The sequence below is a fragment of the Clostridium sp. LXY-7 genome, assembly GCF_056172015.1.
Window position 1 is genome coordinate 174,362 of sequence record NZ_JBLLJL010000002.1, and the last position, 25,171, is coordinate 199,532.

The following is a 25,171-nucleotide window of genomic DNA, read 5'->3' on the forward strand; positions in this document are numbered from 1 at the left end:
TTAGAGCTTAGAAGCCTATAACTGTGGAAAGAATCAACATAATCCGAACAATAATTATGAGACTTTTATATTACTTAAAGGCTATTAAACTTAAAAAGTCAATTTCAATAAATTGAGATAAAAGTATGAAAGATGAGAAATATGTAATAAATGTAATACATTCCTGTTTTATACATGTAAATTCAAAAATTTGCAGGGATTCAATCATTGAGCATATTACTAAAGAAGGATATAATGCAATTGGGCGTTAAGGAATGCCTAGAAAATTATATTTTTAAAAGGAGGATTACTATGAAAAAGTTTGCAATTGCAGCTTTAACAGCAGTTATGGCTACTAGTATCTTAACAGTTCCAGCAAAGGCTTCTACTGATGAAAATCAAGGGTTTTTACCAGGTGGATGTGTTGTAACAGATGGTTATTGCGATATGGAACCTAGAAATGAGGGTTTCGTACCATACTTTTATAGAACATGTCGTCCTGGAGATGTGGATGGAGGAGTCGTTACTAGGGATGTGCAACATTTACAATGTTCCCTTATTGGTATAGGATATAGGGATTTGGATGCAGTTGGAGTGTTCGGCCCTAAAACACAAGAAGCAGTTGAAGAAATACAAGAAAAATACGGACTTGAGGTAAATGGAATAGTTGACCCAGTAACTTGGAAAGTAATTATGGACGTAGCATCTAATAAATAGAATAAATGAAATAAAATAGCTTTAAAAAGACACTATAATAAAATAATATTCATAGTGTCTTTAAATCTCTAGTGAAAAATTTACCTTTAAGATTGAGGTTTTAAGATAACCTTTATGCAGTTATCATTTTTGCCATCAAAAATTTTGTATGCGTGCTCTCCTTTATCAATGGAAAGCTTATGAGTAATTATATCCGTTGCATCAAATTTACCAGAGCTAATTAATTTTAAAATTGGATCAATATATGAATGAGCAGGGCATTGGCCCATTTTTAAGGTCACATTTCTAGAGAAAAAATCTCCTAAGGGAAATCCGTTGTATTTAGAGCCATAAACTCCTACCAATGCAACAGTGCCACCTTTTCTCACAGCTTGTGATGACATTTCAATAGCTGATTTAGAGCCACCTTGAAGCTTTAAAAAGCTTTCTACCTTTTCTATATTGGACATTTTACCATCCATGCCTACACAATCTATTACAGCATCAGCTCCTCCACCAGTGATTTCCTTTAGATATTCTCCAGTATTGTGGTGATGTTGAAAATTTACTGTCTCTACCTGATTATATTTCTTAGCATGGTCTAATCTATAATCTACACAATCTACGGCAATTACTCTCTTTGCTCCTTTATATATAGCCCATTTCTGAGTTAGTAATCCCACAGGACCACAGCCTAATACTATAACAGTATCTTTAGATTTTACACCAGCAATATCTACTCCCCAAAGGGAGGTAGGCAAGATATCAGTCAAAAATAATACTTGTTCATCACTTAAGTTCTCTGGAATAGCCTTTGGTCCTACATTACCATAAGGAACTCTTAAAAACTGTGCCTGACCACCATTATAGTCACCATATTTGGTGCTACAGCCAAATATACCTCCAACTTCACCATTAGGATTGGAGTTGTCACATTGGCTCCATAAATCATGTTCACAATACCAACAGTGTCCACAAGAAATAGGGAAAGGAACAATAACTCTATCTCCTTTTTTTACTTTAGTTACTTCTTTACCCACTTCCTCTACAATCCCCATGGTTTCATGACCCAGTATAAATCCTTTTGGCAGATTTGGAATGAAACCATGAATTAAATGAAGATCAGAGCCACAAATAGCAGTGGAAGTTACTTTTACAATTATATCATCAGCCTTTTGAATTTTAGGGTCTTCAACCTTTCTAACTTTAACATTTCTTACCCCTTCATAAACTATTGCCTTCATTGATATCACCTACTTTAACAATATTATAAAATTGAGTTAACTAGAACTTCATAAAATAAGAACCTATTTGTATAATGTTTAGTTAATAGGAATTATCATTATTAGAACATATGTATTAATCATTATGACCATAGGGTAAGTTTAATATAATAAATTTATGAAAAACAAATATATATGTATGATAAGATATTACCAAGAGGATAAATATCAGTAAGGAGAGTGCCATGTATACTATAGGTCAGATAGCCAATATAATGGGTATTTCTAGGAATAAGTTAAGATACTATGAAGAAAAGGGAATTTTAAAGCCAACACAAAATGATGATAACAATTATAGACAATATGATTTAAAAGATATGGATACTGTATTGGCAATAGAATTTTATAGATCATTGGATTTAGAATTCAAGGATATTAAAAAGCTTTATAGACAAAGTGATATAAAGGAAATAGAGGGTGTTTTAGATAAAAAACATGATAAGGTAATGAAAGAAATAGCTAGATTAAATACTGTAATTAGTAGAATAGAGAAGGCTAAGAAAGCATGTAATGATATAGAAAAATATTTAAATAAATATACGGTTAGAGCTATGGCTCCTATAAAAATATTAGAAGAAATATCAGACTTTAGAGCTTATGGCTAATTTTACAGATGTGGTGTCTTTAGTAATATTGTTGTAATGGTATAGCCACTGTAATACCCCTATCCTCTATGAAGGTGAGAGATATAAAAAACTTCCCAATTGGGCAAATAATATATTATAAGAATAGCTAGTAAAATTTATTAAGTTTTGCTAGCTGTATTTATTGTATATTTTTATACTTTTAGCAATCCTTTACTCATCACTATTCACCTTCATCAACAACTAAATATAAGCTATTAGAAATCACTGTTTCAGAAGATGGATCTAACTTTATTTACAATAAATACAAAATGAATATACAATAAATAGATAAACCAATAATAAATAATTAAAAAATTTTATTTAAATATGAAAGAAAAAGTATAAATCATGGCTCTTATATATGAAAGCAGTTAATAGGGGGTTGTTACTTATGGTAGATATGAAGGAATTAATTAAAAAATCAGTTGATGGAGATTCAGAGGCCTTTGGTGAAATTATAGAAATATATCAGGATATGGCAGTAGGATATGCGTATTCCATTTTAGGAGATTTTCATTATGCACAAGATGCAGCACAGGAAGCTTTTATACAGGCATATCTAAATATAAAAAGATTAAAGGAGCCCAATGCATTTAGTTCATGGATAAGGAAAATAGTATTTTCATCCTGCAATAGAATTGTTAGAAAAAAGAAAATTAATGCTATTAGCTTGGATAAATTTCAGGACTTATCAAATTATGAAGATACTACTGTAAATGAAGTTTATAGGATATATACACGGAATAAGATATTTGATGCATTAAAAGCTTTACCAAAGGAGCAAGGTTTATTATTAGTGCTCCATTATATTAATAATTATTCCTACAAAGACATTGCAGGTTTCTTAAATTTACCAGTGACAACTATAAATAATCGCATCCATAGTGCAAAACGAAAAATAAAAAAGGAGCTAATTTATATGTTGGAAGAAAATATTGAAACAATACGTGTATCTATAAATAATGAATTTAAGAAACAAGTTTTACAAGGAATAGGTAGTATTGGCTTCCAGCCTATTGAAAATATGGCACCTGAAAATGTGCCTTTAGCAAGTGCAATGAGAGTATGTCTTGAACATATTGGAGAAAACTATGGATTTCAGGTCATTGAGGAAGGAAATTTAAGAGTGAATAACGCATATATTTTTCTTATGGGCGTATCAGGGGCTGCTTTTCGATTTTTCTGGAATTGGAATTTAAGAACAGAGGAAGGCGGTAGAATTGATTCTCTTTTTTTCGCTGATAATCCTATAGAACAGATAGATATATTATTTAAGGCATGTGGCTATGATTATGAACTTATATTTAATAATAACTGTGCTGATAAAGTTACTGCTAATAAAGAATATTTTAAAGATAAAGCATATATTCAGAAGAGAATTGTTGAAAGCATTAGGGATAAGAAAAAACCAGTGATGGGTCTAGGAATTGTAGGGCCTACAGAATGGTCAATTATAACAGGATATGATGAAGATGGGGAAGTTTTGATTGGATGGAGCTATTTTCAGGATAACTCAGATAAGAACATAGACTTTGAACCCTGTGGATACTTTAGAACAAGACATTGGTTTTATGACACATCAGCTATAATTATAATTGGAGCTAAAAAAGATGAAATTTCTTTAGATTATATTTATAACAAAGTATTGAAGTGTGGTGCTGAACTCATGGACAAGAACAATATAAACAATACACCTACAGGATTTCAGGGGTATATGGCTTGGGCAAAGGATTTATTAAATGATGACTATTTTTTAGGAGAGGATGAAGGTATACTTCGAAATCGCTATGCTATTCAAGAAGTAACCTGTCTAGAATTAGCGGAGAGACGGTGGTATGGTGCCAAGTTTTTTGAATACATTATTAAATATTTTTCAGTAATGGAGGAGGATTTAAAGATTGCAGCCCAATGTTTTAGAGAAGAACATAATATGATGTGGGAGATTTTAGAGCTTACGGGAGGCTTTATGAATCAAGATGGATATATTAAGTTCTCAGATCCAGAGGTCCGTAAAAATATATCTAAGATAATATTGAAGGCTTTAGAAAAAGATAGAGAGGCTGCAAAATATATATTAAGTGCATCTAATAAACTTTAGAATAAACTGTGTACAATAAAATATTATCTTTAAGAAATTAAAAATTATTACCACATAATAAATATATTTATAGACATAATAAAGAAAGAAGGTATTTGTATATAAACTACCTTATTAAAACATAGACTTTAAAAACAAAGGAGAGATAAAATCATGCAAAACAAACCAGATGATAGAAGAGATAATGTAGATAGAATTCAACATAATATTAGCAATACTATTGAAAATATTCATCGTGCAGATGAGATGATTGAACAAACAGATGATGAAAATACGAAAAGAACATTGAGTGAAAAAAATCATAGAAGAGAAGAATCTCTTAATGCTATGAGAGAAGAAATTAAAGATGAAGCAATGGATAAACGAAACAATTATAAATAAAATTTTTAACTGAACTTATAATGGGAAAATTAAAAAATAAAATTTTCACTATAATTTGATACAAAACCTGATGGTGTTAGAGTATTGTAATATTAATATAATATTGATATAATACAGTAAGTAAAGTTTATTATAAGCTTTACTTATTGTTATAATTGTAGGTTAATTTTATTTTTAAGTTAAAGAATAGCTAATTCATTCATATCTTGATACTTTTTGAAATAGGAGAGAATGTATATGAAAGAATTTAGTATTAATACAAATGTGTATTTTGGAGAAGGGTCTTTAGATAGACTAAATGAAATTAATAATAAAAGAGTGCTGATAGTATGTGATAAATTCATGGAAACTTCAGGTATGGCTGCAAAAGTACAACAAAAGCTTGTTGACTGTGAAGTAGCTATATATAGTGATATTGTGCCTGATCCATCTGTAGAAATTATTGCTGCTGGTATTAAAAAGTTACAAAGTTGTAATGCACAGGTTATGATAGCTCTTGGTGGAGGTTCATCAATTGATGGAGCTAAGGCCATGAAAGAATATGCAAAAAAAATTACTGGAGGAGTTTCCTCTATAGAAGAGTTTTATGCTATACCTACTACAAGTGGTACAGGCTCTGAGGTAACTGAATATGCAGTGATTACAAACAAGCAAGAAGGATTAAAGTATGCTCTTACAGATAAATCTCTTCTTCCAACGGTTGCTATCCTTGATCCTGAACTGGTTAAATCTGTACCTAAAGCTATAACTGCTGATACAGGAATGGATGTAATTACACATGCTATGGAGGCCTATGTTTCAAAGAATGCTACTGATTTTTCAGATGCTCTTGCAGAAAAGGCTTTTACTTTAGCCTTTAGATTTTTACCACAAGCTTATATTGATGGAAATGATATAGTAGCAAGAGAAAAGCTTCACAATGCATCATGCCTTGCTGGTATGGCATTTAATTCAGCTGGACTTGGAATTACTCATAGTTTAGCTCATGCTGTAGGTGGGAAATTACATATTTCTCATGGAAGAAGTAATGCAATGATACTTCCTTATGTAATTGAATATAATGCTAATTTAAATAAAGATGCGTTCCGTGTTGAATATAGCATAGCAGCTAAGAAATACCAGAGGCTTGCCAAATTATTGAAGTTACATGCACCAAATGTAAATATTGGTGTTAATAATCTAATTAGAAAAGTTGTAGAACTTCAAAAGATATTGATGATTCCAACAACATTAAAAGAACAAGGTGCTGATATGAATTTGGCTGAAGCATCAAGAGAAGAAATTATTAATGCAGCTCTTAAGGATGTGTGTACAACGGCAAATCCTAGAGAAGTCTCAAGGGAAGATTTATTAAAAATTTTAGATAAAGTTTTTGGATAAAATAATGTACTATAAACCACTCATTAATGGGTGGTTTTTTGTGAGCTATTTTTCAGAAAAGTTGAAAATCTATATAAAATAAAATATAATTTAAAATATAAGAAAAAAAGGGGGGACTTAACATGGGTGAAGAATTATATTCAATAGGTAAAGTCGGAGAAATATGTAAAATAACCAAAAAAGCACTGAGATTTTATGATGAAAAGAGTATATTATCTCCTGATAAAGTATCTGATGAAAGCGGTTACAGATATTATAGCAAGAAGACTTTATTATCTGTGCCAGTGATAAAATATTATAAGCAAAGTGGATTTACCCTTGATGAAATGAGAGCTTTTTTAAAAGGTACCACCTATGACTTTGTTCATAAAAGTTTTAGAAGAAAAATTGATGAATTAAAAGAACTCGAGAATGAAATAAGTTTAAAAATAAAATCCGTTAAAGATTGGGATGATCTTATAGTTGAGGCACAGATGGTAATTGAAAATAATGTCTGTGATGTGGCTATAAAATATATAGACAATAATAGATTGATCTTCTTAAATCAAGATTTTAAATATGATTATATGGATTCTATAATTAATATAGAGTTTAACAATTATATAGACAGTATAAATAATGCAATAACAGGTCCTGTAATTATATGTTTTCCATGCTTTGAAGATAAAATTAATGGAAAATGCAGTAAGATGAGGATAATGCAAGAGACAATTTTAAAGTGTAAAGAAGAAGAAAGTATTGAATTTGGTGGTTGGATGGCAGCTTCTTGTTATCATATAGGAGCCCATGAAACAATTGATGAAACATATAAAAAAATAAAAGAGTGGACCCAAGAACGTGGTTATATATGTGCTGAAGAATCCTATGAAAGATATGTAACAGATTATTGGACTACTAAAAACACTGATAAGTTTGTAACAGAAATTTTGATCAAAATAAGTAGAAAAAAATAATTTTATCATGTTAAAAACATTAACCGTAGGGTAAGGTATAAAGGTCTAGTAGCACTCTAATTGTGAATAATCAATATTAGCAAATAAAATGTCTTCATAGATTTCAGAAAATTAAATTTATATTCATTATAATTAAGGCACTTTTAAGTTTGATATTTAACAAACTTAAAAGTGCCTTAATTTCAGCTTTAACAGACTATTTATGTCTATTTATTAAGTTTCAATTGCAACTATGATTATAAATTTTTTAATATTATTTAAATATTCTTGTAAAATATTTATTGACTCTGCCCCAAAGGGAAAGGAATATAATTTACCTAAAGGATAAATACCTACAAGATACAAAGTGAAAAGGTGTTCAATAGCTTAAAAATAGAATGTACCGAATTATAACAATCTTGAATCATATTAAAGTATACTCATCGTAAATTTTTATTTAATAATATAAATTTAAAAAATCATTAATCGCATAAGCGAAAGGAGTTTTAATTTATGAATGGAGTTTCAAAAGCAGTAAATTTAGAAGCAATCGCTGCGAAAAAGAAATTATCAAGTAATTTCTTCAAAAGGGGCATATCACTAGCTTTATTTTCAGGACTTGCCTATGGACTATATACTGCATTTCTAACTATGGGTATGACTAAAGGAGTTTGGGCTGACTGGTATGGTAATAATACAGCTGGTTTATCAGTATTTGTTATAGCATATTTGCTTGCAGCACTGGGTAATGCCATAAATGATATATGTAGTGCTGTCTGGGCGCTTTTATATGCAGGAGTTAAAGGTAAATTTGGAGATTTTATAAGATGTATCAACACAAAACCAGGACGTGTTATGATACTAGCAGCGCTTATCGGTGGTCCTATAGCTGGTACTGCTTATGTTATAGCTCTTCAAATGGCTGGCTCAATAGTTGTTCCAATATCAGCTCTTTGTCCTGCGATTGCTGCTATATTAGGTAAAGTTTTATATAAGCAGGAATTAAATAAGCGTATGGCTTTTGGTATTGCGGTTTGTGTATTTGCTAGCTTCTTAATCGGTAGTACAGGACTTAGTGGTGATACTTCAGCAGGCACTTTAGTTGGTATTTTAATAGCTATTATTGCAGCTATTGGATGGGGATTTGAAGGTTGTGTAGCTGGATATGGTACAGCAATGATTGACCCTGAAATTGGTATTTGTATTCGTCAAGTAACATCAGGTATAGCAAATTTATTCATATTAGTCCCAATTTTCGGAATAATGGCTGGAGGAGTTAATATTTCTGCTAGTCTTGCTGTACAAGCGTTTACAAGTACTCCTGCAATGGGCTGGTTTGTTTTAAGTGGGTTGTTATCATTCATTACATTTATGACATGGTATGCTGGAAACAGTATGTGCGGAGCAGGACTTGGTACTGCATGTAATGCTACATATTCCTTCTTTGGACCACTATTCTGCTTATTAGTATTAGGTGTATATGGTGGAATGGACGGATGGTCATTACCTTCTATTGCTTGGATTGGAGCTATGATAATGATGTTTGGTATTCTTACAATATCCATGAATCCCCTTGATTTGTTAAAAAGAAAAAGCATGGAGGTAGAATAGATGAAGCCACTTAACTACGCAATTTTAAAATATTTTACTAAAGTTGAAGAAGCTTGTGCTGATGATGTTATAGAAGCACTAAAAGGAACATATGGAAATTTTAAGGCCCTAAAGAAGGATGCTGTAATTAACGCACTAATGACAGCAGAAGCAAATGGCCTGATTGAAGAAACAAGACTTCAATTAGATAAAAATAAAGAGTTAAAGGTTTATTATCACGCACATGAAGAGGGTGCGGCTACAATTAATAAATATATTGCTGACTAATTTCTAACACTGACCATAGGGGAATGCTTATATGAAGTGAATCCTACATATTGTAGTAAAATAATTATTTTTACTTCATGTTAGAAGTTAATTTTACTTGAAATAACATACTTCATGGTAAAATTATTTGAAAATTTTTACTATACAGAATATATTGACTTTTACCCAAGGGGTAAGGAATATAATAAACATTAATAACACAACAAAAATATATGGAAGCATGCAAATGATGATAAAAGTTATGTAATTCAAGAAAAAGTATACTGAGCTAAAAACAGTAAGGAGGAATTAGAAGTGAGATATTATGGGGAAGAGGCCTTAGGCCTTGTAGAAACATTAGGATTAGTTCCTGCACTTGAAGCTGCAGATAAAATGCTTAAGGCAGCTAATGTTGAATTAATTTCATATGAAAATATTGGTTCAACCCTTGTAACAATTATGGTAAAAGGCGATGTTGGTGCGGTAAGATCTGCTGTAGAAGCAGGTGCTGAAGCAGCTGCTGCTATTGGAAAATTAACGGCACACAATGTTATGCCACGTCCTATTAGAGAAGTTGGAGATATTGTGTCAGTACACGATATCGATGCATAAAAGAGAAGGGGAAGGATATACATATGGCAAGATATGAAGCTTTAGGATTAATCGAAACTTTTGGTCTGGTTTTTGCTTTAGAAGCAGCAGACGCTATGTGCAAAGCAGCAAACGTTGAACTTATAGGATATGAAAATGTTGCATCAGGTTATATATCGGTGTTAGTTCGTGGGGATGTTGGTGCTTGTAAAACAGCGGTAGAAGCTGGTGTTGCAGCAGTTGAAGGAATGGAAGGTGGAAACCTTTATAGTTCAATAGTTATACCAAGACCACATCAAGATCTTGAAAAAATAATAAAGCGCTATGCGATTACAAATCTTATAACAGAATAAGAATTAAAAATTTTTTAAGTAATAAGTAAAAGGAGAGAGAAAAATGAATATTATTGATAATGATTTACTCTCCATCCAGGAAGCTAGGATTCTTGTTGAAAATGCTCGTGAAGCACAAAGAAAATTAGCAACCTTCCCACAAGAAAAACTTGATGAGATAGTTGCACGTATGACTGAAGAGATTGAAAAACACTTAAAGGAACTTGCAAAAATATCTAATGAAGAAACTGAGTATGGAAAATGGGAAGATAAATATATCAAAAATCAATTTGTATGCCAGTATTTGAAAAATAGACTTAAAGGTATGAAGTGTGTAGGTATTATTGAGGAAGATAAAATAAATAGGACAAGGGATGTTGGAGTACCAATGGGGGTTGTTATAGCCTTCTGTCCAGCAACTAGCCCTGTATCTACAACCATATATAAAGCAATGATTGCAATTAAATCAGGAAATGCGATTATATTTTCATCTCATCCAAGAGCTAAAAATACAATCAGTAAAACACTTGATATTTTGATTAGAGCTGCAGAAGAGGTAGGACTTCCAGAAGGTGCTCTTGCATATCTGCATATAGTAACACCAAGTGGTTCATCAGAACTTATGAATCATCGAGATACTTCTCTCATAATGAATACAGGAGTTCCAGAAATCCTTGATGCAGCTTATAGATCCGGTAAGCCAGTAATTTATGGAGGCAACGGAAATGGTCCAGCTTTCATAGAGCGTACAGCTGATATAAAAGAGGCAGCTAAAGATATTATTGACAGTAAGAGCTTTGACTATGGAGTTGTTTCTGCAGCTGAACAATCAATTGTTGTTGAGAGCTGTATTGTGGCAGAAGTAAAACAAGAATTTATTAAAAATGGCGGATACTTTATGACAGAAGAGGAAGCCGAGAAGCTTGGATCAATTCTTTTTAATAGAGATGGAAGTCCTGAGATAGAGATGGTTGGTAAATCACCACAATTTTTAGCTAAGAGTGCTGGCTTTAGTGTTTCTCAAGATGTAAAAGTTCTTATTTCACAGCAGAAGTTTGTTTCTAAAAATAATCCTTACTCAAAAGAAAAGCTTTCTCCTGTTTTAGCCTTTTATATAGAAGAGGACTGGATGCATGCTTGTGAAAAGTGTATAGAATTGTTACTTAGTGAGAGATATGGACATACACTTATTATACATTCAAAGGATGAAGAAGTTATTAATCAATTCACATTGAAGAAACCAGTTGGAAGGGTACTTGTTAATACTCCAGGAACTTTTGGAAGCATGGGAGCAACTACAAATTTGTTTCCTTCAATGACTTTAGGCAGCGGTTCTGCAGGCCAAGGTATGACTTCAGATAATGTTTCACCTAAGAATTTAATATATGTCCGTAAAGTTGGATATGGGGTTCGTAAAGTAAATGAAATTCTTAAAACAGTAGAGGGTAAAGAAGATTCTACTTCTACAGTTTCAAATGATAAATTAAATGAAAATATAAATGAAATAGATAACTATAAGTTATTAGAAGTTATTTTGAGAAAAGTCCTAGAGGACTTAAAATAAAAAGTCATATTTAACATATGAAATACATTAAAGAATGTGAGGTAATAAATTTGGATATTCATGAATTTTCAAATATGTTTATGGAAGCTACTAAAAACATGTCCGATGAAGAGCGTGCTAGTTTAATGAAAATGTTTGATAGTGTTTCTAAAGAAGTAATAAAAGAACAATCAACTACTTGCGGTGTTGGACATGATAATAATGGTGAAATTCCAGAGGGAATAACAGAGCGTTTAGTTAAGTTAAAGGAAACTTACCTAAAGCATGTTCCAACAATAACAACTCATAGAGCAAGAGCTATCACTAAGATAGTAAAAGAAAACCCTGGTACTCCTAAATCAGTTTTACGTGGTAAATGTTTTAAATATTGCTGTGAAACTGCACCACTAGTAATTCAAGATCATGAACTTATAGTTGGAGCACCAAATGGACAACCTCGTGCTGGAGCCTTTTCTCCTGATATAGCTTGGAGATGGATGCTAGATGAAATTGATACAATAGGAAATCGTGCACAAGACCCATTCTATATCTCAGAAGAAGATAAGAAAATTATGCGTGAAGATTTATTCCCATTCTGGAAGGGTAAATCCGTTGATGAATACTGCGAAGACCAGTATCGTGAAGCTGGAGTATGGGAGCTTTCAGGAGAATCTTTCGTTTCAGACTGTTCATATCACGCAGTAAATGGTGGAGGGGACTCTAATCCAGGATATGACGTTATTTTAATGAAAAAAGGTATGCTTGATATAAAAAGAGAAGCAGAAGAAAAATTAGCTGAGCTTAGCTATGAGAGACCAGAAGATATTGATAAAATATACTTCTACAAATCATTAATTGATACTGCTGAGGGTGTTATGATATATGCTAAACGTATGTCAGACTATGCTGCAGAGCTAGCTGCAAAAGAAACTAATCCTAAGCGTAAAGCAGAACTTCAAAAGATTTCTGAAATAAATGCTAGAGTTCCAGCTCATAAGCCAAGCACTTACTGGGAGGCAATTCAAGCAGTTTGGACTATAGAATCATTACTTGTAGTTGAGGAGAACCAAACAGGTATGTCTATAGGACGTGTTGACCAATACATGTATCCATTCTACAAAGCTGATATTGAAGCTGGCCGTATGACTGACTTTGAAGCATTTGAGTTATCAGGTTGTATGCTTATAAAAATGTCTGAGATGATGTGGATAACAAGTGAAGGTGGTTCTAAGTTCTTCGCAGGTTACCAGCCATTCGTTAACATGTGCGTAGGTGGTGTTACTAGAGAAGGACGCGACGCTACAAACGACTTAACATACCTATTAATGGATGCAGTTCGTCATGTTAAGATATACCAACCATCTTTAGCTTGTCGTATACACAGAGGATCACCTCAGAAGTATCTTAAAAAGATAGTTGACGTTATCCGTGCAGGTATGGGATTCCCAGCATGTCACTTTGATGATGTTCATATAAAAATGATGTTAGCTAAAGGTGTTTCTATAGAAGATGCAAGAGATTACTGCTTAATGGGATGCGTTGAGCCGCAGAAGTCAGGAAGATTATATCAATGGACTTCTACAGGATATACTCAATGGCCTATATGTATAGAACTTGTTCTTAACCATGGAGTACCACTATGGTATGGTAAGCAAGTATGCCCAGATATGGGAGACTTAAGCCAATTTAAAACTTACGAGCAATTCGAAGAAGCTGTTAAAGAGCAAATTAAATTCATTACTAAATGGACAAGTGTTGCTACAGTAATTTCTCAACGTGTTCACAAAGATCTTGCACCAAAACCACTTATGTCTATGATGTATGAAGGTTGTATGGAAAATGGTAGAGGAGTAGAAGCAGGCGGAGCTATGTATAACTTCGGACCTGGAGTAGTGTGGAGTGGTCTTGCTACTTATACAGATTCTATGGCAGCTATAAAGAAATTAGTATTCGAAGATAAGAAATATACTCTACAACAATTAAACGAAGCTTTAAAAGCTGATTTCGTTGGATATGAGCAATTAAGAAAAGACTGCTTAGAAGCGCCTAAGTATGGTAACGATGATGATTATGCAGATTACATTGCTGCTGATTTAGTTAACTTTACTGAACAAGAACATCGTAAATATAAAACATTATATTCAATACTTACCCATGGTACACTATCAATCTCAAACAACACTCCATTTGGACAGATGACTGGAGCTTCAGCAAACGGACGTAGAGCATGGTTACCTCTATCAGACGGTATAAGCCCATCACAGGGATCTGACTATAAAGGACCTACTGCTATAATAAAATCTGTTTCTAAAATGTGTTGTGAGGATATGAATCTAGGTATGGTTCACAACTTCAAGTTAATCTCTGGTCTTCTTGATACACCAGAGGGTGAACAAGGAATCATTACACTATTACGTAGTGCATGTGCCCTTCAGCTTGGAGAAATGCAGTTTAACTATTTAGATAACGCTACTTTAATAGAGGCGCAAAAACATCCAGAGCAATATCGTGATTTAATCGTTCGTGTTGCTGGATACAGTGCATTCTTCGTTGAGTTATGTAAAGACGTTCAAGATGAAATCATCAGCAGAACTGTGCTTAAACATTTTTAATTAACACTGCTGAAACTAAAATTTATAAAGTCTGAAATCTGCAGAGCTGTTCTGTAGATTTCAGATAATAGTTAAGATATATATTGAAAATTAAGATAAATGAAACTGGAGAATAGAAGATATGAGTAATGGAAATTTAGGTATAATTGAACGAAAAGCGACGATTTTTAACATACAAAAATATAATATGTATGATGGAGATGGAGTAAGAACCTTAATATTTTTTCAAGGGTGTCCTCTTCGCTGTAAATGGTGTGCAAATCCTGAGGGGCTTATTAAAAAGCATAGAGTTATGTTTAAAAGTAATTTATGTGTTAATTGTGGGGCTTGTGTTTCTGTTTGTCCTGCTTCCATACATTCTATCTCTAATGAAACTTTAAAACATGAAATCAATCGTGATATTGAATGTATCGGATGCGGTAAGTGTAAGGAAGCCTGTCTTAAATCTGCCCTATCAATAGTTGGAGAAACAAAAACCATCTCTGAACTTTTGGAGATTGTAGAAGAAGATAGAACTTTTTATGAAGTGTCTGGTGGTGGAGTTACCTTAGGCGGTGGTGAAGTTTTAATGCAGCCTGAAGCAGCTTGCAGTTTATTGATGGCATGTAAGCAAGCAGGGATAAACACTGCAATTGAGACTTGCGGCTATGCAAAGCTTGAATCAGTACTTAAAGCTGCGGAGTTCACAGACCAATTCCTATTTGATATTAAACATATTGATTCAGATAGGCACTTTCAGCTAACAGGGGTGAGGAATGAACAGATTTTAGAAAATCTACAGGAATTACTTCGCCGTAAATACAATGTGAAAATTCGTATGCCTTTACTTAAAGGTATAAATGATTCTCAAGATGAAATAGAAAGAGTTATGGAGTTTTTAAACCCATACAAAGACTATAGAAACTTTAAGGGAATTGATTTGCTTCCATACCACAAGATGGGAGTAAATAAATATAACCAATTAGGAATGGAATATCCTATAAAGGATGATCCAAGTTTGAAAGATGAAGATTTAGATAGAATAGAAGGATGGATTAAAAAATACGATTTACTTGTAAAGGTAATCCGTCATTAAATAATTTTCAAATAGATAATAAGATGGAAGGTAAGGTTTATGGGAGATTTTCTTCATAGAGATATACAGCGTGTTATACAAGAGTCAGTGCCAGGAAAGCAGATTACAATAGCCCATATTATTGCATCGCCAATGCCAAGTATATATGAACGCCTTGGAATCGATGAAAAAGGAGCCATAGGGATTTTAACCCTTTCTCCATATGAAACTGCCATTATTGCGGCAGATATTGCCACAAAGACAGCAGATGTTGAAATTGGATTTCTTGATCGTTTTACAGGCTCTGTTGTGATAAGTGGTGATGTTCAAAGTGTTGAAACAGCACTTACTGCAGTAAATGATATGCTCAAGGATATGCTTGGATTTACTCCAGCTGTCATTACAAAATCATGAAAAAAAAGCGCATAATGATAATTGGCCCTTCAAGATGTGGTAAGACTACAATAGTTAATGCATTAAATGATTATCATGGTCCATTGAGGCGAACACCAGATTTGATTTATGGTAAGAATACCATTGATGTTCCAGGCTCCTATATAGAAAATACATGGATGTACAAGCATATAATAGCAACAGCTCAGGATGCATCTCATGTGCTTATATTGGTTGACCAGTCTAATTGCACTGAAATATACTCCCATGGATTTGCAAAGTCTTTTACATGCCCGGTAATTGGGGTTATAACAAAATGTGACTTGATGCCTGAAAATGAAGAAAAATGTTTACTACAGTTAAAGAGCATAGGAGTATCAGAGCCATATTTTCATATTAGCTCTAAAGTGGGAACAGGAATTGATGCTTTAAAGAAGTATTTATTTGAAAAAGGTGAGGAGTAAAGGTCAATGATGAAATTTATTACCGAAGAGTATTTAAGAGATTTATATAGAAAAGAACCTTTTAATACCTACAAGTTACAACAGGGACAGCGCCTTACCCCAGGAGCAGCTCAGTATTTGTCTGACAGAAGAATAAAAATCAGCGATGATGATTCAAAAGAAAATAAGGCTTCAAAAGCAAATAAGAATGTTTCTGAAAATATCCAGGCTGAAACCATAAAAGAAGAGGGAAGCAGTAACTTAAATTTAAAGAAGCTTTCTTGTAAATTGAAATCTATGGAGGCAGTATTTCTTGTTACTAGTAGTGAAATATTAAAAGAAGATATTATTTTAGCACAAAATATTATAAATTTGGGTAGGAAAATATCAAACATCAGAAACGTTGTGGATGGAAAAGGTGTTCTTGAGCCAGTTTATTGCAAAGAATGCAGGGTGATGAATTCTTTAAATTTCACAACTGAGCTGGATGATTGTTTTGAAATAACAGAATTTCATATGCAGCTTAAAAAATGCAATGAAATTTTAAAAATGCACACACTTCGCTGTGCACTAAGAGAATTACAGTTTGAGATAATTGAGACCTACGAAAATTATGATGAAGGTTTAAAAAATACAATTATGGGCAACATTAATTCAATAATTAATTCATTATCTCAATTAATTTGTTCAGCAGTAGGAGGAAAAGAATGTCAAAGGGAAGTTTAACTTTTGAATATTGCGATAAGATGGTTCAAAAGTTTGAAGAAGTTATAGAAAAGCCGATTGTTAATGATTCTTCTGTTTATTACACAGGTGTGGATCTAGGAACTGCCTGCGTGGTGTTGGCTGTTTTAGATGAGAATTACAAGCCAGTTGCAGGTGCATATAGATATGCTGATGTGGTTCGTGACGGTATGGTTGTTGACTATATTGGAGCAGTAAGGATTGTAAGAGAACTTAAGCAGGAAATTGAGGAAAAACTTAATACAGAGCTTATTTATGCCGCTGCTGCAATTCCACCTGGAACGGATAGTTTAGATTCAGGAGCAATTAAAAACGTAGTTCAAGCGGCAGGCTTTGAACTTACATGTCTCTTAGATGAACCTACTGCCGCAAATGCTTTACTTAAAATTCAAAATGGTGCAGTTGTAGATATCGGTGGTGGAACAACTGGAATATCAATTTTAAAGGATGGAAAGGTTGTTTATGTTGTTGATGAACCTACAGGTGGTACCCATTTTTCATTAGTTATCTCTGGTTCATATAAAATGCCCTTTAAAGAGGCAGATAAATATAAAAGAGATACTAAAAATCACAAGGAAATTTTACCTCTACTAAAACCAGTGGTTGAAAAGGTGGCATCAATTATTAGTAATAATATTAAGAATCATGATGTTAAAGAAATTTCTTTAGTAGGAGGTACTTGTTGTTTGACAGGAATTGAAAAAATTATTGAAAAACAGACAAAAGTGTATACTCATAAACCTAAAAACCCTATGTTTGTTACACCACTTGGAATAGCGTTAAGTTGTACACAAGATATTATGGAATAATAAGGAGAGTGTTTAAAAGTGGATTTTAGAATTATAAAATCACCTTCTGATAGCACTAAAGATATTCTTAGAAGACGAATGGGTGGAAATGGTAAAGTAGATTTAGAAAATGTTGGTGCAATAGGACTTGTTCAAGGTAAACTTATCGATATGATTTATGCCTCAGATATTGCAGAAAAAGCTGTTGGTGTTACCGTTGAAGATATTAGAGGGGCATGTCCTCAGCACATGGTGTTACTTGGTATTTTAGGTGATATATCATCAGTTGAAGCTGCATTAAACCAGATTAAACTGAAAATGAAAGAGGAAAAATAATATGATAGTAGCAAGACTTATTGATAATATATGGGCCACTAGAAAATCCGAATCCCTTAGCGGACTTAAATTTATGCTTGCTGAGGAAATCGGTGGAAGAGATGAAGGACGCAGATTTATTGTTGTTGATATTATAAGCGCAGGTATTGGGGATAGAGTTATCGTCACTACCGGATCCGCTGCTCGTAGAATGCTAGGGGATGATAATATTCCCGTAGATGCAGCTGTTATTGGAATAATTGATGATGATTGCAATTTTGATTAAAGCACAATCTTTCTTAAGATAATCATAGTATTTTAGGATTTTTATGGATATCAAATATTATTTGAAAGGATGTGAAAACATGAAAAAATTGATATGTGCAAAAGATATTGAAGCATTAATATTAAATAAAGAAAAAATCTTTTATGTAGATGGCAATGAAATAATTACACCATCGGCTCAGGATCTTGCAAGAAATAATGGAATAGTGTTTACCACAGAAGCTCCTGCCTCTAAAGTACAACCTTTAAAAGTTGAAAAAGCTCTAAGCATAGATGGCATTGATAGTGAAATGATGCTTAATTTCTTTAAAACAATGATGGACAAGGGTCTTTTACAAGAAATGCTTCAATGTTTAAAGCAAAAGAGCCTTCCATTTGAGGCTGAGTGCCATGGTAATGGACTTAAAGTTGTTAGAGGAAATTCAGTGAAAATGGATGTGTTTGACACTGGTAATCCAAATGCAAAAGTTCACTTTCAGGAACTTATAAGTAAAGAAGAATCAAAAATGAGTGCTGGATTTTTAATTATCGAGAATTCAAAATTTGATTGGGAATTAACTTACGAAGAGATTGATTATGTTATTGAGGGAACTTTAACAGTTGAAATCGATGGAAAGACATATACAGCTTACCCTGGAGATGTGTTATTTGTACCATCAGGCTCTAAAGTGGTTTGGGGTTCACCAGATAAAGCTAGGGTATTTTATACAACATATCCAGCAAACTGGGCAGATCTTTTATAAAAAATTAGGAGGATTAAGCTATGCAAGCCCTTGGTTTAATAGAAACAAAAGGATTACTTGCAGCTGTTGAGGCAGCTGATACAATGGTGAAATCTGCAGATGTAAGTATTATTGAAAAAACTTATGTAGGTGGCGGTCTTGTTACAATTTCAATTACAGGTGATGTAGGTGCAGTAAAAGCATCTATAGAGGCTGGAGTAGCAGCTGTAAAAAAACTTGATGAAGGATTATTAGTTTCAGATCATGTAATTCCACGTCCTCATGAGGAATTGAAAAGCATAATTGGACATAATACTCCACCAGAGGTTTTAGAAGTTCCATCATCTAATGAAGAAATAGAAGAAGATACACAAGAACATATCAAAGAAGCTATGGAAAAAAGTGTAGAAGAAGATACTAAAGAAGAAGCACGAGAAGATTTAAAAGATATCAAAGAAGATATAGAAGAAAATCAAGATGAAGTTGCTTTAGAGGTGGACTTAGATAAACTCCATAAGTTAGATCTAGATGATCTACATAAAGAACATGTAGACAATTTAGTAAGTAAAAATGGTATAGAAAAAACCCTTTTGATACTATCTAAGTTAAAAGTTGTTAAACTTAGAAATCTAGCTCGTGAATATAAGGATTTTGCAATTAAAGGCCGAGGAATTTCAAAGGTAGGTAAAGATGTATTAATTACGAAGTTCAAATTATATTATGAGAAGAATTAGTTATTTTAAGGTTTATGAAAGGAAGTAAAGAATAATGGAAAATTTTGATAAGGATTTGCGTTCAATACAACAAGCAAGAGATATTGCTAGACTTGGAAAAATAGCAGCTAATAAAATCGCTGACTATACTGAAGAGCAAATTGATAAAATTTTACGCAACATGGTTAGAGTTGCAGAAGAAAATGCTGCATGTTTAGCACAAATGGCAGTTGAAGAGACAGGTTTTGGTATAGCTGAAGATAAAACTTTCAAAAACCATTTAGCATCTACTATACTATATGATTCAATTAAAGATATGAAAACCATAGGTGTAATTAGAGAAGATAAGGAAAAGCAGCTTATAGAACTTGCTGAACCAGTTGGTTTAGTTATGGGTATAGTACCTTCAACAAACCCAACTTCTACTGCAATTTTCAAAGCTATGATTTCAATTAAATCACGTAATGCTATAGTTTTCTCACCACACCCATCTGCTGCAAAATGTACAATTAAAGCAGCTGAATTAATGTGCCAAGCAGCTGTTGAGGCCGGTGCACCAGAGAATATTATAAGTGCTGTAACTATACCAACAATTGGAGCTACAAATGAGTTAATGAAGAGTAAAGAAGTAGCTATAATAATAGCTACAGGTGGTCCAGGAATGGTTAAAGCTGCTTATAGTTCAGGAAAACCAGCTCTTGGTGTTGGTGCAGGAAACTCTCCAGCATACATCGAAAGAACTGCTAACGTAGAGCAAGCTGTTAGAAACATCATTGCAAGTAAGACTTTTGACAATGGTACAATTTGTGCTTCAGAGCAATCAATAATCTGTGAAGAATGCAATCATGATAGAGTTGTTGAAGAGTTCAAAAAGCAAGGCGGATATTTCATGACAGCAGAAGAAACTGATAAGGTTTGTAAGCTGTTATTTAAGAATGGACATGCTATGAATGCTAAGTTTGTTGGAAGAAATCCACAAGTTATTGCAAATGCTGCAGGCTTTACAGTTCCAGCAGAAATTAAAGTGCTTATAGGAAGACAAAATGGAGTAGGTGAAGGTAATCCATTATCCTTTGAAAAACTTACAACAGTTCTTGGATTCTATACAGTAAAAGATTGGCATGAAGCATGTGAATTAAGTATTGAGTTACTTCAAAATGGAATTGGTCACACAATGAGCCTTCATACTGAAGATAGAGATATGGTTATGAAGTTTGCTAGAAAGCCAGCTTCTCGTATCCTTGTTAATACTGGTGGAACTCAAGGTGGAACAGGTGCAAGCACAGGTCTTAACCCTTCATTTACTTTAGGATGTGGTACATGGGGAGGAAGTTCAGTATCTGAAAATGTTACTCCAGAACACCTTATAAACATCAAAAGAGTTGCTTATGGTATAAAAGACTGCGCAAATTTAGCATCTAATGACCCAACTTTCAACCGTATAAAAACTGCTGGAAATTGTCATGGAGCTCAAAATCAATTTATGAATATGAGCCCAGCTCAAATTGCTGCAGCTGCTGCACAAGTTTTAAATAAAACTAGTGATTGTGCTAAAGACACTAATAATTGTGGTGAAGGCACAAAAAATGAAGAACTTTTAGATTTAGTTAATCAAATAGTTGCTGCTATGAAGGGGGCAAACTAATGAATAACTATGAAGAGGTATTAAAGCTTTTACTAGAAGCTGTTAAAAATAAAGATGCAAATACTGAATCTGAGAAAAATTCATCTGAGATTCCAGTAGGAGTTTCTAATAGACATATACATCTTTCACAAAAGGATCTTGAAAGCCTTTTCGGTAAAGATTATCAGCTTACTAAATTTAAAGACTTATCTCAACCTGGACAATATGCTTGCAAGGAAACTATAATAATTTGTGGACCAAAAGGTGCAATTGAAAAAGTTAGAATCCTTGGTCCTACAAGAAGTAAGACTCAGGTTGAAGTATTAATGGGAGACTGCATTAAACTTGGATCAGTACCCCACGTAAAATTATCTGGAGATTTAAACAGAACTTCAGGAGTTACATTAATTGGACCAAAGGGTTCTGTTCAAATTGAAGAAGGATTAGTAGTTGCACAAAGACATATTCACATGACACCTGAAGATGCTAAAAATTTAGGAGTACATGATGGAGAAATAGTATCAATAAAATTTGAGGATTTAAGAGGCGGAATATACAGCAATGTAGCTATTAGAGCTAACGATGCTTCAAAACTTGAATGCCATATTGATATTGAAGAAGCTAACGCAATGGGTATTAACTCAAAGTCAAAAATAACAATAGTAAAATAAAAAACAATAAAAAATAATTGTTTATAATTAAAAATTATAATATAAAAATAAAACATATTTAGGAGGATTTTAAAATGAAATACGATGCATTAGGAATGATAGAAACAAAAGGATTAATAGGATCAATAGAGGCTGCAGATGCTATGGTTAAGGCTGCAAATGTATATTTAATAGGTAAAGAATATGTTGGAGGCGGACTTGTAACTGTTATGGTTAGAGGAGATGTTGGAGCTGTTAAAGCTGCCACAGATGCTGGTGCAGCTGCTGCACAACGTGTTGGAGAATTAGTATCAGTTCACGTAATTCCAAGACCACACAGTGAGGTTGAAGTAATTCTTCCAACATCTAAAGAAGCTATAAAATAAGATTTTAATTACAATGTGAAAAATAAAAACGTCGCTAAAGTTAATTTAGCGGCGTTTCTATTTTTATTATGAAATTTCATTTATATTTTTTATGGAATTAGTGCTAGTATAATATTAAATATTATGAATTGCTCTAATTAAGAAAGCATACTATTGCCAACTTTACACAAGAGGATGTCCATGAAATTACACTAACACAATAATATCAATACTATTAGCAGAAATAATTTTAAAGGAGCTGAGAGATATGATAAAAATATGTTTAAAAGATGGAAAAGACGCTATTATAAGAGAGGCAAAAAAAGAAGATGCAAAGGCTATGATAGATTTCTATAATGTAGTAGGAGGAGAAACTGGTTTTCTTTTCTTTGGTAAAAATGAAGAATATGTCTTGTAACTAGAGAGGATAATACTAGGGCAATAGAACTATATAAGAAGGTTGGATTTGAGACAGAAGGTATATTAAAAAATGATAATTTCATAAATGGAGTTTACTATAATACGGTTATGATGGGGTTGATTATTTAGGTAAGAGATTTAGACTGTTATGGGAAGTCATTTTTGAGTTTTTATGATGAAGTTGAGAGTGAAGATTTTGTATTTTAAGATTATAAAACAAATGAGGATATAAAGAGAACTTTCAATACAAGATATTTATTATCATTTTAAAATAGAAAATAAATTTAATAAGAGGGGAGATAAGTTTAGAGATAATGCACTATAGATTATGATTTATATTAAGTTTCAAAGGGGGTGCTTCACCTCCACCATGAAACCCACGACAATACAGAAATGTGTTGTCATGGGTTATTTTAGTTTGTAGGAATTTAGAGAAAGACTTTATATTTATAATCACTATGTAGAGAAGAAGGGCATATTCTTAACCTTTTGGTTTAAATATCATGGCAGAAATAAAACCAAAGATTATTGCGGCAGAAACTCCTGCACTTACTGTTTTTAAAAGACCAGTAAATATTCCTATAAAGCCCGCTTGCTCAGCTTCAATTATAGCTGCTGTTACAAGGGTATTTCCAAAACTACTTATAGGTACAAATGCTCCTGCACCTGCAAACTTAACCAAAGGATCATATAGACCAAGTCCACCTAAAATTGTGCCAATTACAACTAGTGTACAAGTTGTGTGTGCAGGGGTAATCTTTAAAGTATCCATTATAAGTTGCCCAATAACACAAATTAAACCACCTATTATAAATGCAAAAATAAATTTTTCCATAACTTAAATCACACCTTCTTTTTTACATTTCTATAGAAACAGCATGGGCAATGCTAGGTATGCTTTCCTTTTGTTGATAGGAGAGAGGAGACATTAAGGCACCTGTTGCAACAATTAATATTTTCTTTAATTCTCCTTTTCGCATACGATTAAGTAAATGTCCATAAGTTACAGTAGCAGAACAACCACAGCCACTGCCACCAGAAAAGCTTGGTTGATCTTTTTTATATATTAAAAGCCCGCAATCTGTAAATATATGTGTTGGCATATTTATACCATGTTTTTCTAATAAAGCATTAGCAAGTTCATGACCAACTTTTCCTAAATCACCAGTAGCAATAAGGTCATAATGAGAAGCGTCAATATTTAAATCTCTAAAATGAGCTTCAATAGTATCTACAGCTGCTGGTGCCATAGCTGCTCCAAGGTTAGAGGGATCTGAAATTCCCATGTCTACTACTCTTCCTATGGTAGCAGAGGTTATTTTAGGTCCATCTCCATTTTGTCCAAGGACTACAGCTCCGGCTCCAGTTACTGTCCATTGAGCAGTAGGTGGCCTTTGAACACCATAATCTGTAGGATATCTAAATTGTTTTTCAGCAGCTGCATTATGACTACCTGCAGCTGCTATAACATATTTAGCTGCTTTACTTTCTATTAATTGAGCTGCCAATGATAAACCTTCCATGGAGCTAGAGCAAGCACCAAAAATTCCTAAATAAGGTATTCCTAAAGTTCTTGCAGTAAAGCTACTAGAAATGATTTGATCCATTAAGTCTCCACTTAGAAAAAAGCTAATATCTTCTTTTTGCAAATTCGCTTTTTGTATTGCTCTTTCACAAGCATGCTCAAGTAGAACCTTTTCTGCTTTTTCATAGCTATCTTGACCAAGCCATAAATCTTCATAAAGTATATCAAAGTCATCAGCTAAAGCACCATTACCTTCAAAAGGACCACCAACAGCTGCAGAAGCTAATATTGTAGGCTTAGAATTAAAAATCCAGGATTGATGTCCTTTAAGCATTTACATCGCCCCCAACCATGTTATTGTCATTTTTATTGTAGCAACTACAAAAGCGGAAAAAACTCCATAAACAATAATGGCGCCTGCAAGCCTGAACATATTTCCAGCTACTCCAAGTACAAATCCTTCACTCTTATGTTCAATTGAAGCAGAAGTTATAGAGTTGGAAAATCCTGTAATAGGGACAGCAGTTCCACATCCTGCCCATTGACTAAGATGATCATAAATTCCAAGGCCAGTAAATAAAGCTGCAAAAAAGATTAAAACTATGGAAGTAGGAGCTACTGAGGTCTTTTCATTAAAATTAAAATAGTTAATAAAAATCCACTGTAATCCTTGACCAATTGTACATATTGCACCACCTACGAGAAAGGCTCTAATACAATTAGTTAAAATAGATCTTTTAGGTTCTATACTCTTCACTAATGCATCATATTGCTGCTGAGTTGTGGTCATTTTTTTCTTTTTCATATTTGACATTTATCT

General features: G+C 33.1%; 29 protein-coding genes. 25 read left to right on the top strand and 4 right to left on the bottom strand.

All coding sequences use genetic code 11. From position 1 onward, the window contains the following. Positions 1-291: 291 nt before the first annotated feature. Positions 292-696: a peptidoglycan-binding domain-containing protein gene (locus tag ACI48Q_RS07860; protein ID WP_474918530.1), complete on the top strand. Its 405-nt coding sequence runs from the start codon at positions 292-294 to the stop codon at positions 694-696. An 86-nt stretch (positions 697-782) separates the two neighbouring features. Here ACI48Q_RS07860 and ACI48Q_RS07865 read toward each other — a convergent pair whose 3' ends face one another. Next, on the bottom strand, positions 783-1,919 hold the full coding sequence (locus tag ACI48Q_RS07865; protein ID WP_474918531.1) for a zinc-dependent alcohol dehydrogenase: 1,137 nt from the start codon (positions 1,917-1,919) through the stop codon (positions 783-785). 224 nt (positions 1,920-2,143) lie between these two features. Between ACI48Q_RS07865 and ACI48Q_RS07870 the strand changes: the two genes are divergently transcribed. The 24 genes from ACI48Q_RS07870 (at position 2,144) to ACI48Q_RS07985 (ending at position 22,824) form a co-directional block, all read left to right on the top strand. Beyond that, positions 2,144-2,563: a MerR family transcriptional regulator gene (locus tag ACI48Q_RS07870; RefSeq protein WP_474918532.1), complete on the top strand. Its 420-nt coding sequence runs from the start codon at positions 2,144-2,146 to the stop codon at positions 2,561-2,563. 412 nt (positions 2,564-2,975) lie between these two features. Then, on the top strand, positions 2,976-4,682 hold the full coding sequence (locus ACI48Q_RS07875) for an RNA polymerase sigma factor (RefSeq protein ID WP_474918533.1): 1,707 nt from the start codon (positions 2,976-2,978) through the stop codon (positions 4,680-4,682). Between the two features lie 153 nt (positions 4,683-4,835). Next, positions 4,836-5,063: a small acid-soluble spore protein Tlp gene (gene tlp / locus ACI48Q_RS07880; RefSeq protein WP_474918534.1), complete on the top strand. Its 228-nt coding sequence runs from the start codon at positions 4,836-4,838 to the stop codon at positions 5,061-5,063. 237 nt (positions 5,064-5,300) lie between these two features. Further along, entirely contained in the window at positions 5,301-6,443 is a 1,143-nt protein-coding gene (locus ACI48Q_RS07885; RefSeq protein ID WP_474918535.1) for a 1-propanol dehydrogenase PduQ, read from the top strand. Positions 6,444-6,565: 122 nt separating this feature from the next. After that, positions 6,566-7,396 carry a MerR family transcriptional regulator gene (locus tag ACI48Q_RS07890; protein ID WP_474918536.1) on the top strand — a complete coding sequence of 277 codons (831 nt, stop codon included), beginning with the start codon at positions 6,566-6,568 and terminating at the stop codon, positions 7,394-7,396. Between the two features lie 492 nt (positions 7,397-7,888). Beyond that, positions 7,889-8,986, top strand: coding sequence for a hypothetical protein (locus ACI48Q_RS07895; protein WP_474918537.1), 1,098 nt, complete (start codon positions 7,889-7,891; stop codon positions 8,984-8,986). After that, positions 8,987-9,253, top strand: a complete 267-nt coding sequence (locus ACI48Q_RS07900; RefSeq protein WP_474918538.1) for a hypothetical protein — start codon at positions 8,987-8,989, stop codon at positions 9,251-9,253. Between the two features lie 294 nt (positions 9,254-9,547). Continuing rightward, positions 9,548-9,844: a BMC domain-containing protein gene (locus tag ACI48Q_RS07905; protein WP_474918539.1), complete on the top strand. Its 297-nt coding sequence runs from the start codon at positions 9,548-9,550 to the stop codon at positions 9,842-9,844. A 23-nt stretch (positions 9,845-9,867) separates the two neighbouring features. Further along, positions 9,868-10,176: a BMC domain-containing protein gene (locus tag ACI48Q_RS07910; protein WP_474918540.1), complete on the top strand. Its 309-nt coding sequence runs from the start codon at positions 9,868-9,870 to the stop codon at positions 10,174-10,176. A gap of 43 nt (positions 10,177-10,219) precedes the next feature. Next, entirely contained in the window at positions 10,220-11,719 is a 1,500-nt protein-coding gene (locus ACI48Q_RS07915; protein WP_474918541.1) for an aldehyde dehydrogenase family protein, read from the top strand. Between the two features lie 50 nt (positions 11,720-11,769). After that, entirely contained in the window at positions 11,770-14,310 is a 2,541-nt protein-coding gene (gene cutC / locus ACI48Q_RS07920; RefSeq protein WP_474918542.1) for a choline trimethylamine-lyase, read from the top strand. A gap of 121 nt (positions 14,311-14,431) precedes the next feature. Continuing rightward, positions 14,432-15,385: a choline TMA-lyase-activating enzyme gene (gene cutD, locus ACI48Q_RS07925; protein WP_474918543.1), complete on the top strand. Its 954-nt coding sequence runs from the start codon at positions 14,432-14,434 to the stop codon at positions 15,383-15,385. A gap of 39 nt (positions 15,386-15,424) precedes the next feature. Then, positions 15,425-15,778, top strand: coding sequence for a BMC domain-containing protein (locus tag ACI48Q_RS07930; RefSeq protein WP_474918544.1), 354 nt, complete (start codon positions 15,425-15,427; stop codon positions 15,776-15,778). Further along, entirely contained in the window at positions 15,775-16,221 is a 447-nt protein-coding gene (locus ACI48Q_RS07935) for a EutP/PduV family microcompartment system protein (RefSeq protein ID WP_474918545.1), read from the top strand. The genes ACI48Q_RS07930 and ACI48Q_RS07935 overlap by 4 nt, the downstream gene beginning before the upstream one ends. A 6-nt stretch (positions 16,222-16,227) precedes the next feature. After that, entirely contained in the window at positions 16,228-16,926 is a 699-nt protein-coding gene (locus ACI48Q_RS07940; RefSeq protein ID WP_474918546.1) for a cobalamin adenosyltransferase, read from the top strand. After that, complete coding sequence (gene eutJ / locus ACI48Q_RS07945) at positions 16,908-17,753, top strand: ethanolamine utilization protein EutJ (protein WP_474918547.1); 846 nt, start codon at positions 16,908-16,910, stop codon at positions 17,751-17,753. The genes ACI48Q_RS07940 and eutJ overlap by 19 nt, the downstream gene beginning before the upstream one ends. A gap of 18 nt (positions 17,754-17,771) precedes the next feature. After that, a complete protein-coding gene (locus ACI48Q_RS07950; RefSeq protein ID WP_474918548.1) occupies positions 17,772-18,068 on the top strand; it encodes a BMC domain-containing protein in 297 nt (98 codons plus the stop codon). A gap of 1 nt (position 18,069) precedes the next feature. Further along, complete coding sequence (locus ACI48Q_RS07955; RefSeq protein ID WP_474918549.1) at positions 18,070-18,333, top strand: EutN/CcmL family microcompartment protein; 264 nt, start codon at positions 18,070-18,072, stop codon at positions 18,331-18,333. A gap of 79 nt (positions 18,334-18,412) precedes the next feature. Continuing rightward, positions 18,413-19,075, top strand: a complete 663-nt coding sequence (locus ACI48Q_RS07960; protein WP_474918550.1) for a cupin domain-containing protein — start codon at positions 18,413-18,415, stop codon at positions 19,073-19,075. Between the two features lie 20 nt (positions 19,076-19,095). Beyond that, positions 19,096-19,788 carry a BMC domain-containing protein gene (locus tag ACI48Q_RS07965; RefSeq protein ID WP_474918551.1) on the top strand — a complete coding sequence of 231 codons (693 nt, stop codon included), beginning with the start codon at positions 19,096-19,098 and terminating at the stop codon, positions 19,786-19,788. A gap of 34 nt (positions 19,789-19,822) precedes the next feature. After that, positions 19,823-21,412 (top strand): acetaldehyde dehydrogenase (acetylating), encoded by a 1,590-nt coding sequence (locus ACI48Q_RS07970; protein ID WP_474918552.1) that lies wholly within the window; start codon positions 19,823-19,825, stop codon positions 21,410-21,412. After that, on the top strand, positions 21,412-22,062 hold the full coding sequence (locus ACI48Q_RS07975; protein WP_474918553.1) for a phosphate propanoyltransferase: 651 nt from the start codon (positions 21,412-21,414) through the stop codon (positions 22,060-22,062). Before ACI48Q_RS07970 ends, ACI48Q_RS07975 begins: the two co-directional genes overlap by 1 nt. A gap of 74 nt (positions 22,063-22,136) precedes the next feature. Continuing rightward, the gene (gene eutM / locus ACI48Q_RS07980; protein WP_474918554.1) at positions 22,137-22,427 is read left to right on the top strand and encodes an ethanolamine utilization microcompartment protein EutM; all 291 of its coding nucleotides are present in this window, start codon (positions 22,137-22,139) and stop codon (positions 22,425-22,427) included. Positions 22,428-22,674: 247 nt separating this feature from the next. Next, positions 22,675-22,824: a hypothetical protein gene (locus ACI48Q_RS07985; protein ID WP_474918555.1), complete on the top strand. Its 150-nt coding sequence runs from the start codon at positions 22,675-22,677 to the stop codon at positions 22,822-22,824. Positions 22,825-23,307: 483 nt separating this feature from the next. Here the strand turns inward: ACI48Q_RS07985 and spoVAE are convergent, their stop codons facing one another. The 3 genes from spoVAE to spoVAC are packed head-to-tail and all read right to left on the bottom strand — an operon-like array spanning position 23,308 to position 25,165. Beyond that, positions 23,308-23,661, bottom strand: a complete 354-nt coding sequence (gene spoVAE / locus ACI48Q_RS07990) for a stage V sporulation protein AE (protein WP_474918556.1) — start codon at positions 23,659-23,661, stop codon at positions 23,308-23,310. 22 nt (positions 23,662-23,683) lie between these two features. After that, positions 23,684-24,685, bottom strand: a complete 1,002-nt coding sequence (gene spoVAD, locus ACI48Q_RS07995) for a stage V sporulation protein AD (protein WP_474918557.1) — start codon at positions 24,683-24,685, stop codon at positions 23,684-23,686. Next, complete coding sequence (gene spoVAC, locus ACI48Q_RS08000; protein WP_474918558.1) at positions 24,686-25,165, bottom strand: stage V sporulation protein AC; 480 nt, start codon at positions 25,163-25,165, stop codon at positions 24,686-24,688. Between the last annotated feature and the right edge of the window lie 6 nt (positions 25,166-25,171).

Coding starts and splice junctions, on each gene's coding strand:
- ACI48Q_RS07890 (WP_474918536.1), top strand. CDS start 6,566: ATGGGTGAAGAATTATATTCAATAGGTAAAGTCGGAGAAATATGTAAA.
- eutJ (WP_474918547.1), top strand. CDS start 16,908: ATGTCAAAGGGAAGTTTAACTTTTGAATATTGCGATAAGATGGTTCAA.
- ACI48Q_RS07935 (WP_474918545.1), top strand. CDS start 15,775: ATGAAAAAAAAGCGCATAATGATAATTGGCCCTTCAAGATGTGGTAAG.
- ACI48Q_RS07960 (WP_474918550.1), top strand. CDS start 18,413: ATGAAAAAATTGATATGTGCAAAAGATATTGAAGCATTAATATTAAAT.
- ACI48Q_RS07875 (WP_474918533.1), top strand. CDS start 2,976: ATGGTAGATATGAAGGAATTAATTAAAAAATCAGTTGATGGAGATTCA.
- ACI48Q_RS07955 (WP_474918549.1), top strand. CDS start 18,070: ATGATAGTAGCAAGACTTATTGATAATATATGGGCCACTAGAAAATCC.
- spoVAE (WP_474918556.1), bottom strand. CDS start 23,661: ATGGAAAAATTTATTTTTGCATTTATAATAGGTGGTTTAATTTGTGTT.
- ACI48Q_RS07985 (WP_474918555.1), top strand. CDS start 22,675: ATGATAAAAATATGTTTAAAAGATGGAAAAGACGCTATTATAAGAGAG.
- cutD (WP_474918543.1), top strand. CDS start 14,432: ATGAGTAATGGAAATTTAGGTATAATTGAACGAAAAGCGACGATTTTT.
- ACI48Q_RS07860 (WP_474918530.1), top strand. CDS start 292: ATGAAAAAGTTTGCAATTGCAGCTTTAACAGCAGTTATGGCTACTAGT.
- ACI48Q_RS07915 (WP_474918541.1), top strand. CDS start 10,220: ATGAATATTATTGATAATGATTTACTCTCCATCCAGGAAGCTAGGATT.
- spoVAC (WP_474918558.1), bottom strand. CDS start 25,165: ATGTCAAATATGAAAAAGAAAAAAATGACCACAACTCAGCAGCAATAT.
- ACI48Q_RS07900 (WP_474918538.1), top strand. CDS start 8,987: ATGAAGCCACTTAACTACGCAATTTTAAAATATTTTACTAAAGTTGAA.
- ACI48Q_RS07885 (WP_474918535.1), top strand. CDS start 5,301: ATGAAAGAATTTAGTATTAATACAAATGTGTATTTTGGAGAAGGGTCT.
- spoVAD (WP_474918557.1), bottom strand. CDS start 24,685: ATGCTTAAAGGACATCAATCCTGGATTTTTAATTCTAAGCCTACAATA.
- ACI48Q_RS07930 (WP_474918544.1), top strand. CDS start 15,425: ATGGGAGATTTTCTTCATAGAGATATACAGCGTGTTATACAAGAGTCA.
- ACI48Q_RS07870 (WP_474918532.1), top strand. CDS start 2,144: ATGTATACTATAGGTCAGATAGCCAATATAATGGGTATTTCTAGGAAT.
- ACI48Q_RS07970 (WP_474918552.1), top strand. CDS start 19,823: ATGGAAAATTTTGATAAGGATTTGCGTTCAATACAACAAGCAAGAGAT.
- ACI48Q_RS07910 (WP_474918540.1), top strand. CDS start 9,868: ATGGCAAGATATGAAGCTTTAGGATTAATCGAAACTTTTGGTCTGGTT.
- ACI48Q_RS07940 (WP_474918546.1), top strand. CDS start 16,228: ATGATGAAATTTATTACCGAAGAGTATTTAAGAGATTTATATAGAAAA.
- ACI48Q_RS07895 (WP_474918537.1), top strand. CDS start 7,889: ATGAATGGAGTTTCAAAAGCAGTAAATTTAGAAGCAATCGCTGCGAAA.
- ACI48Q_RS07865 (WP_474918531.1), bottom strand. CDS start 1,919: ATGAAGGCAATAGTTTATGAAGGGGTAAGAAATGTTAAAGTTAGAAAG.
- eutM (WP_474918554.1), top strand. CDS start 22,137: ATGAAATACGATGCATTAGGAATGATAGAAACAAAAGGATTAATAGGA.
- ACI48Q_RS07965 (WP_474918551.1), top strand. CDS start 19,096: ATGCAAGCCCTTGGTTTAATAGAAACAAAAGGATTACTTGCAGCTGTT.
- ACI48Q_RS07975 (WP_474918553.1), top strand. CDS start 21,412: ATGAATAACTATGAAGAGGTATTAAAGCTTTTACTAGAAGCTGTTAAA.
- tlp (WP_474918534.1), top strand. CDS start 4,836: ATGCAAAACAAACCAGATGATAGAAGAGATAATGTAGATAGAATTCAA.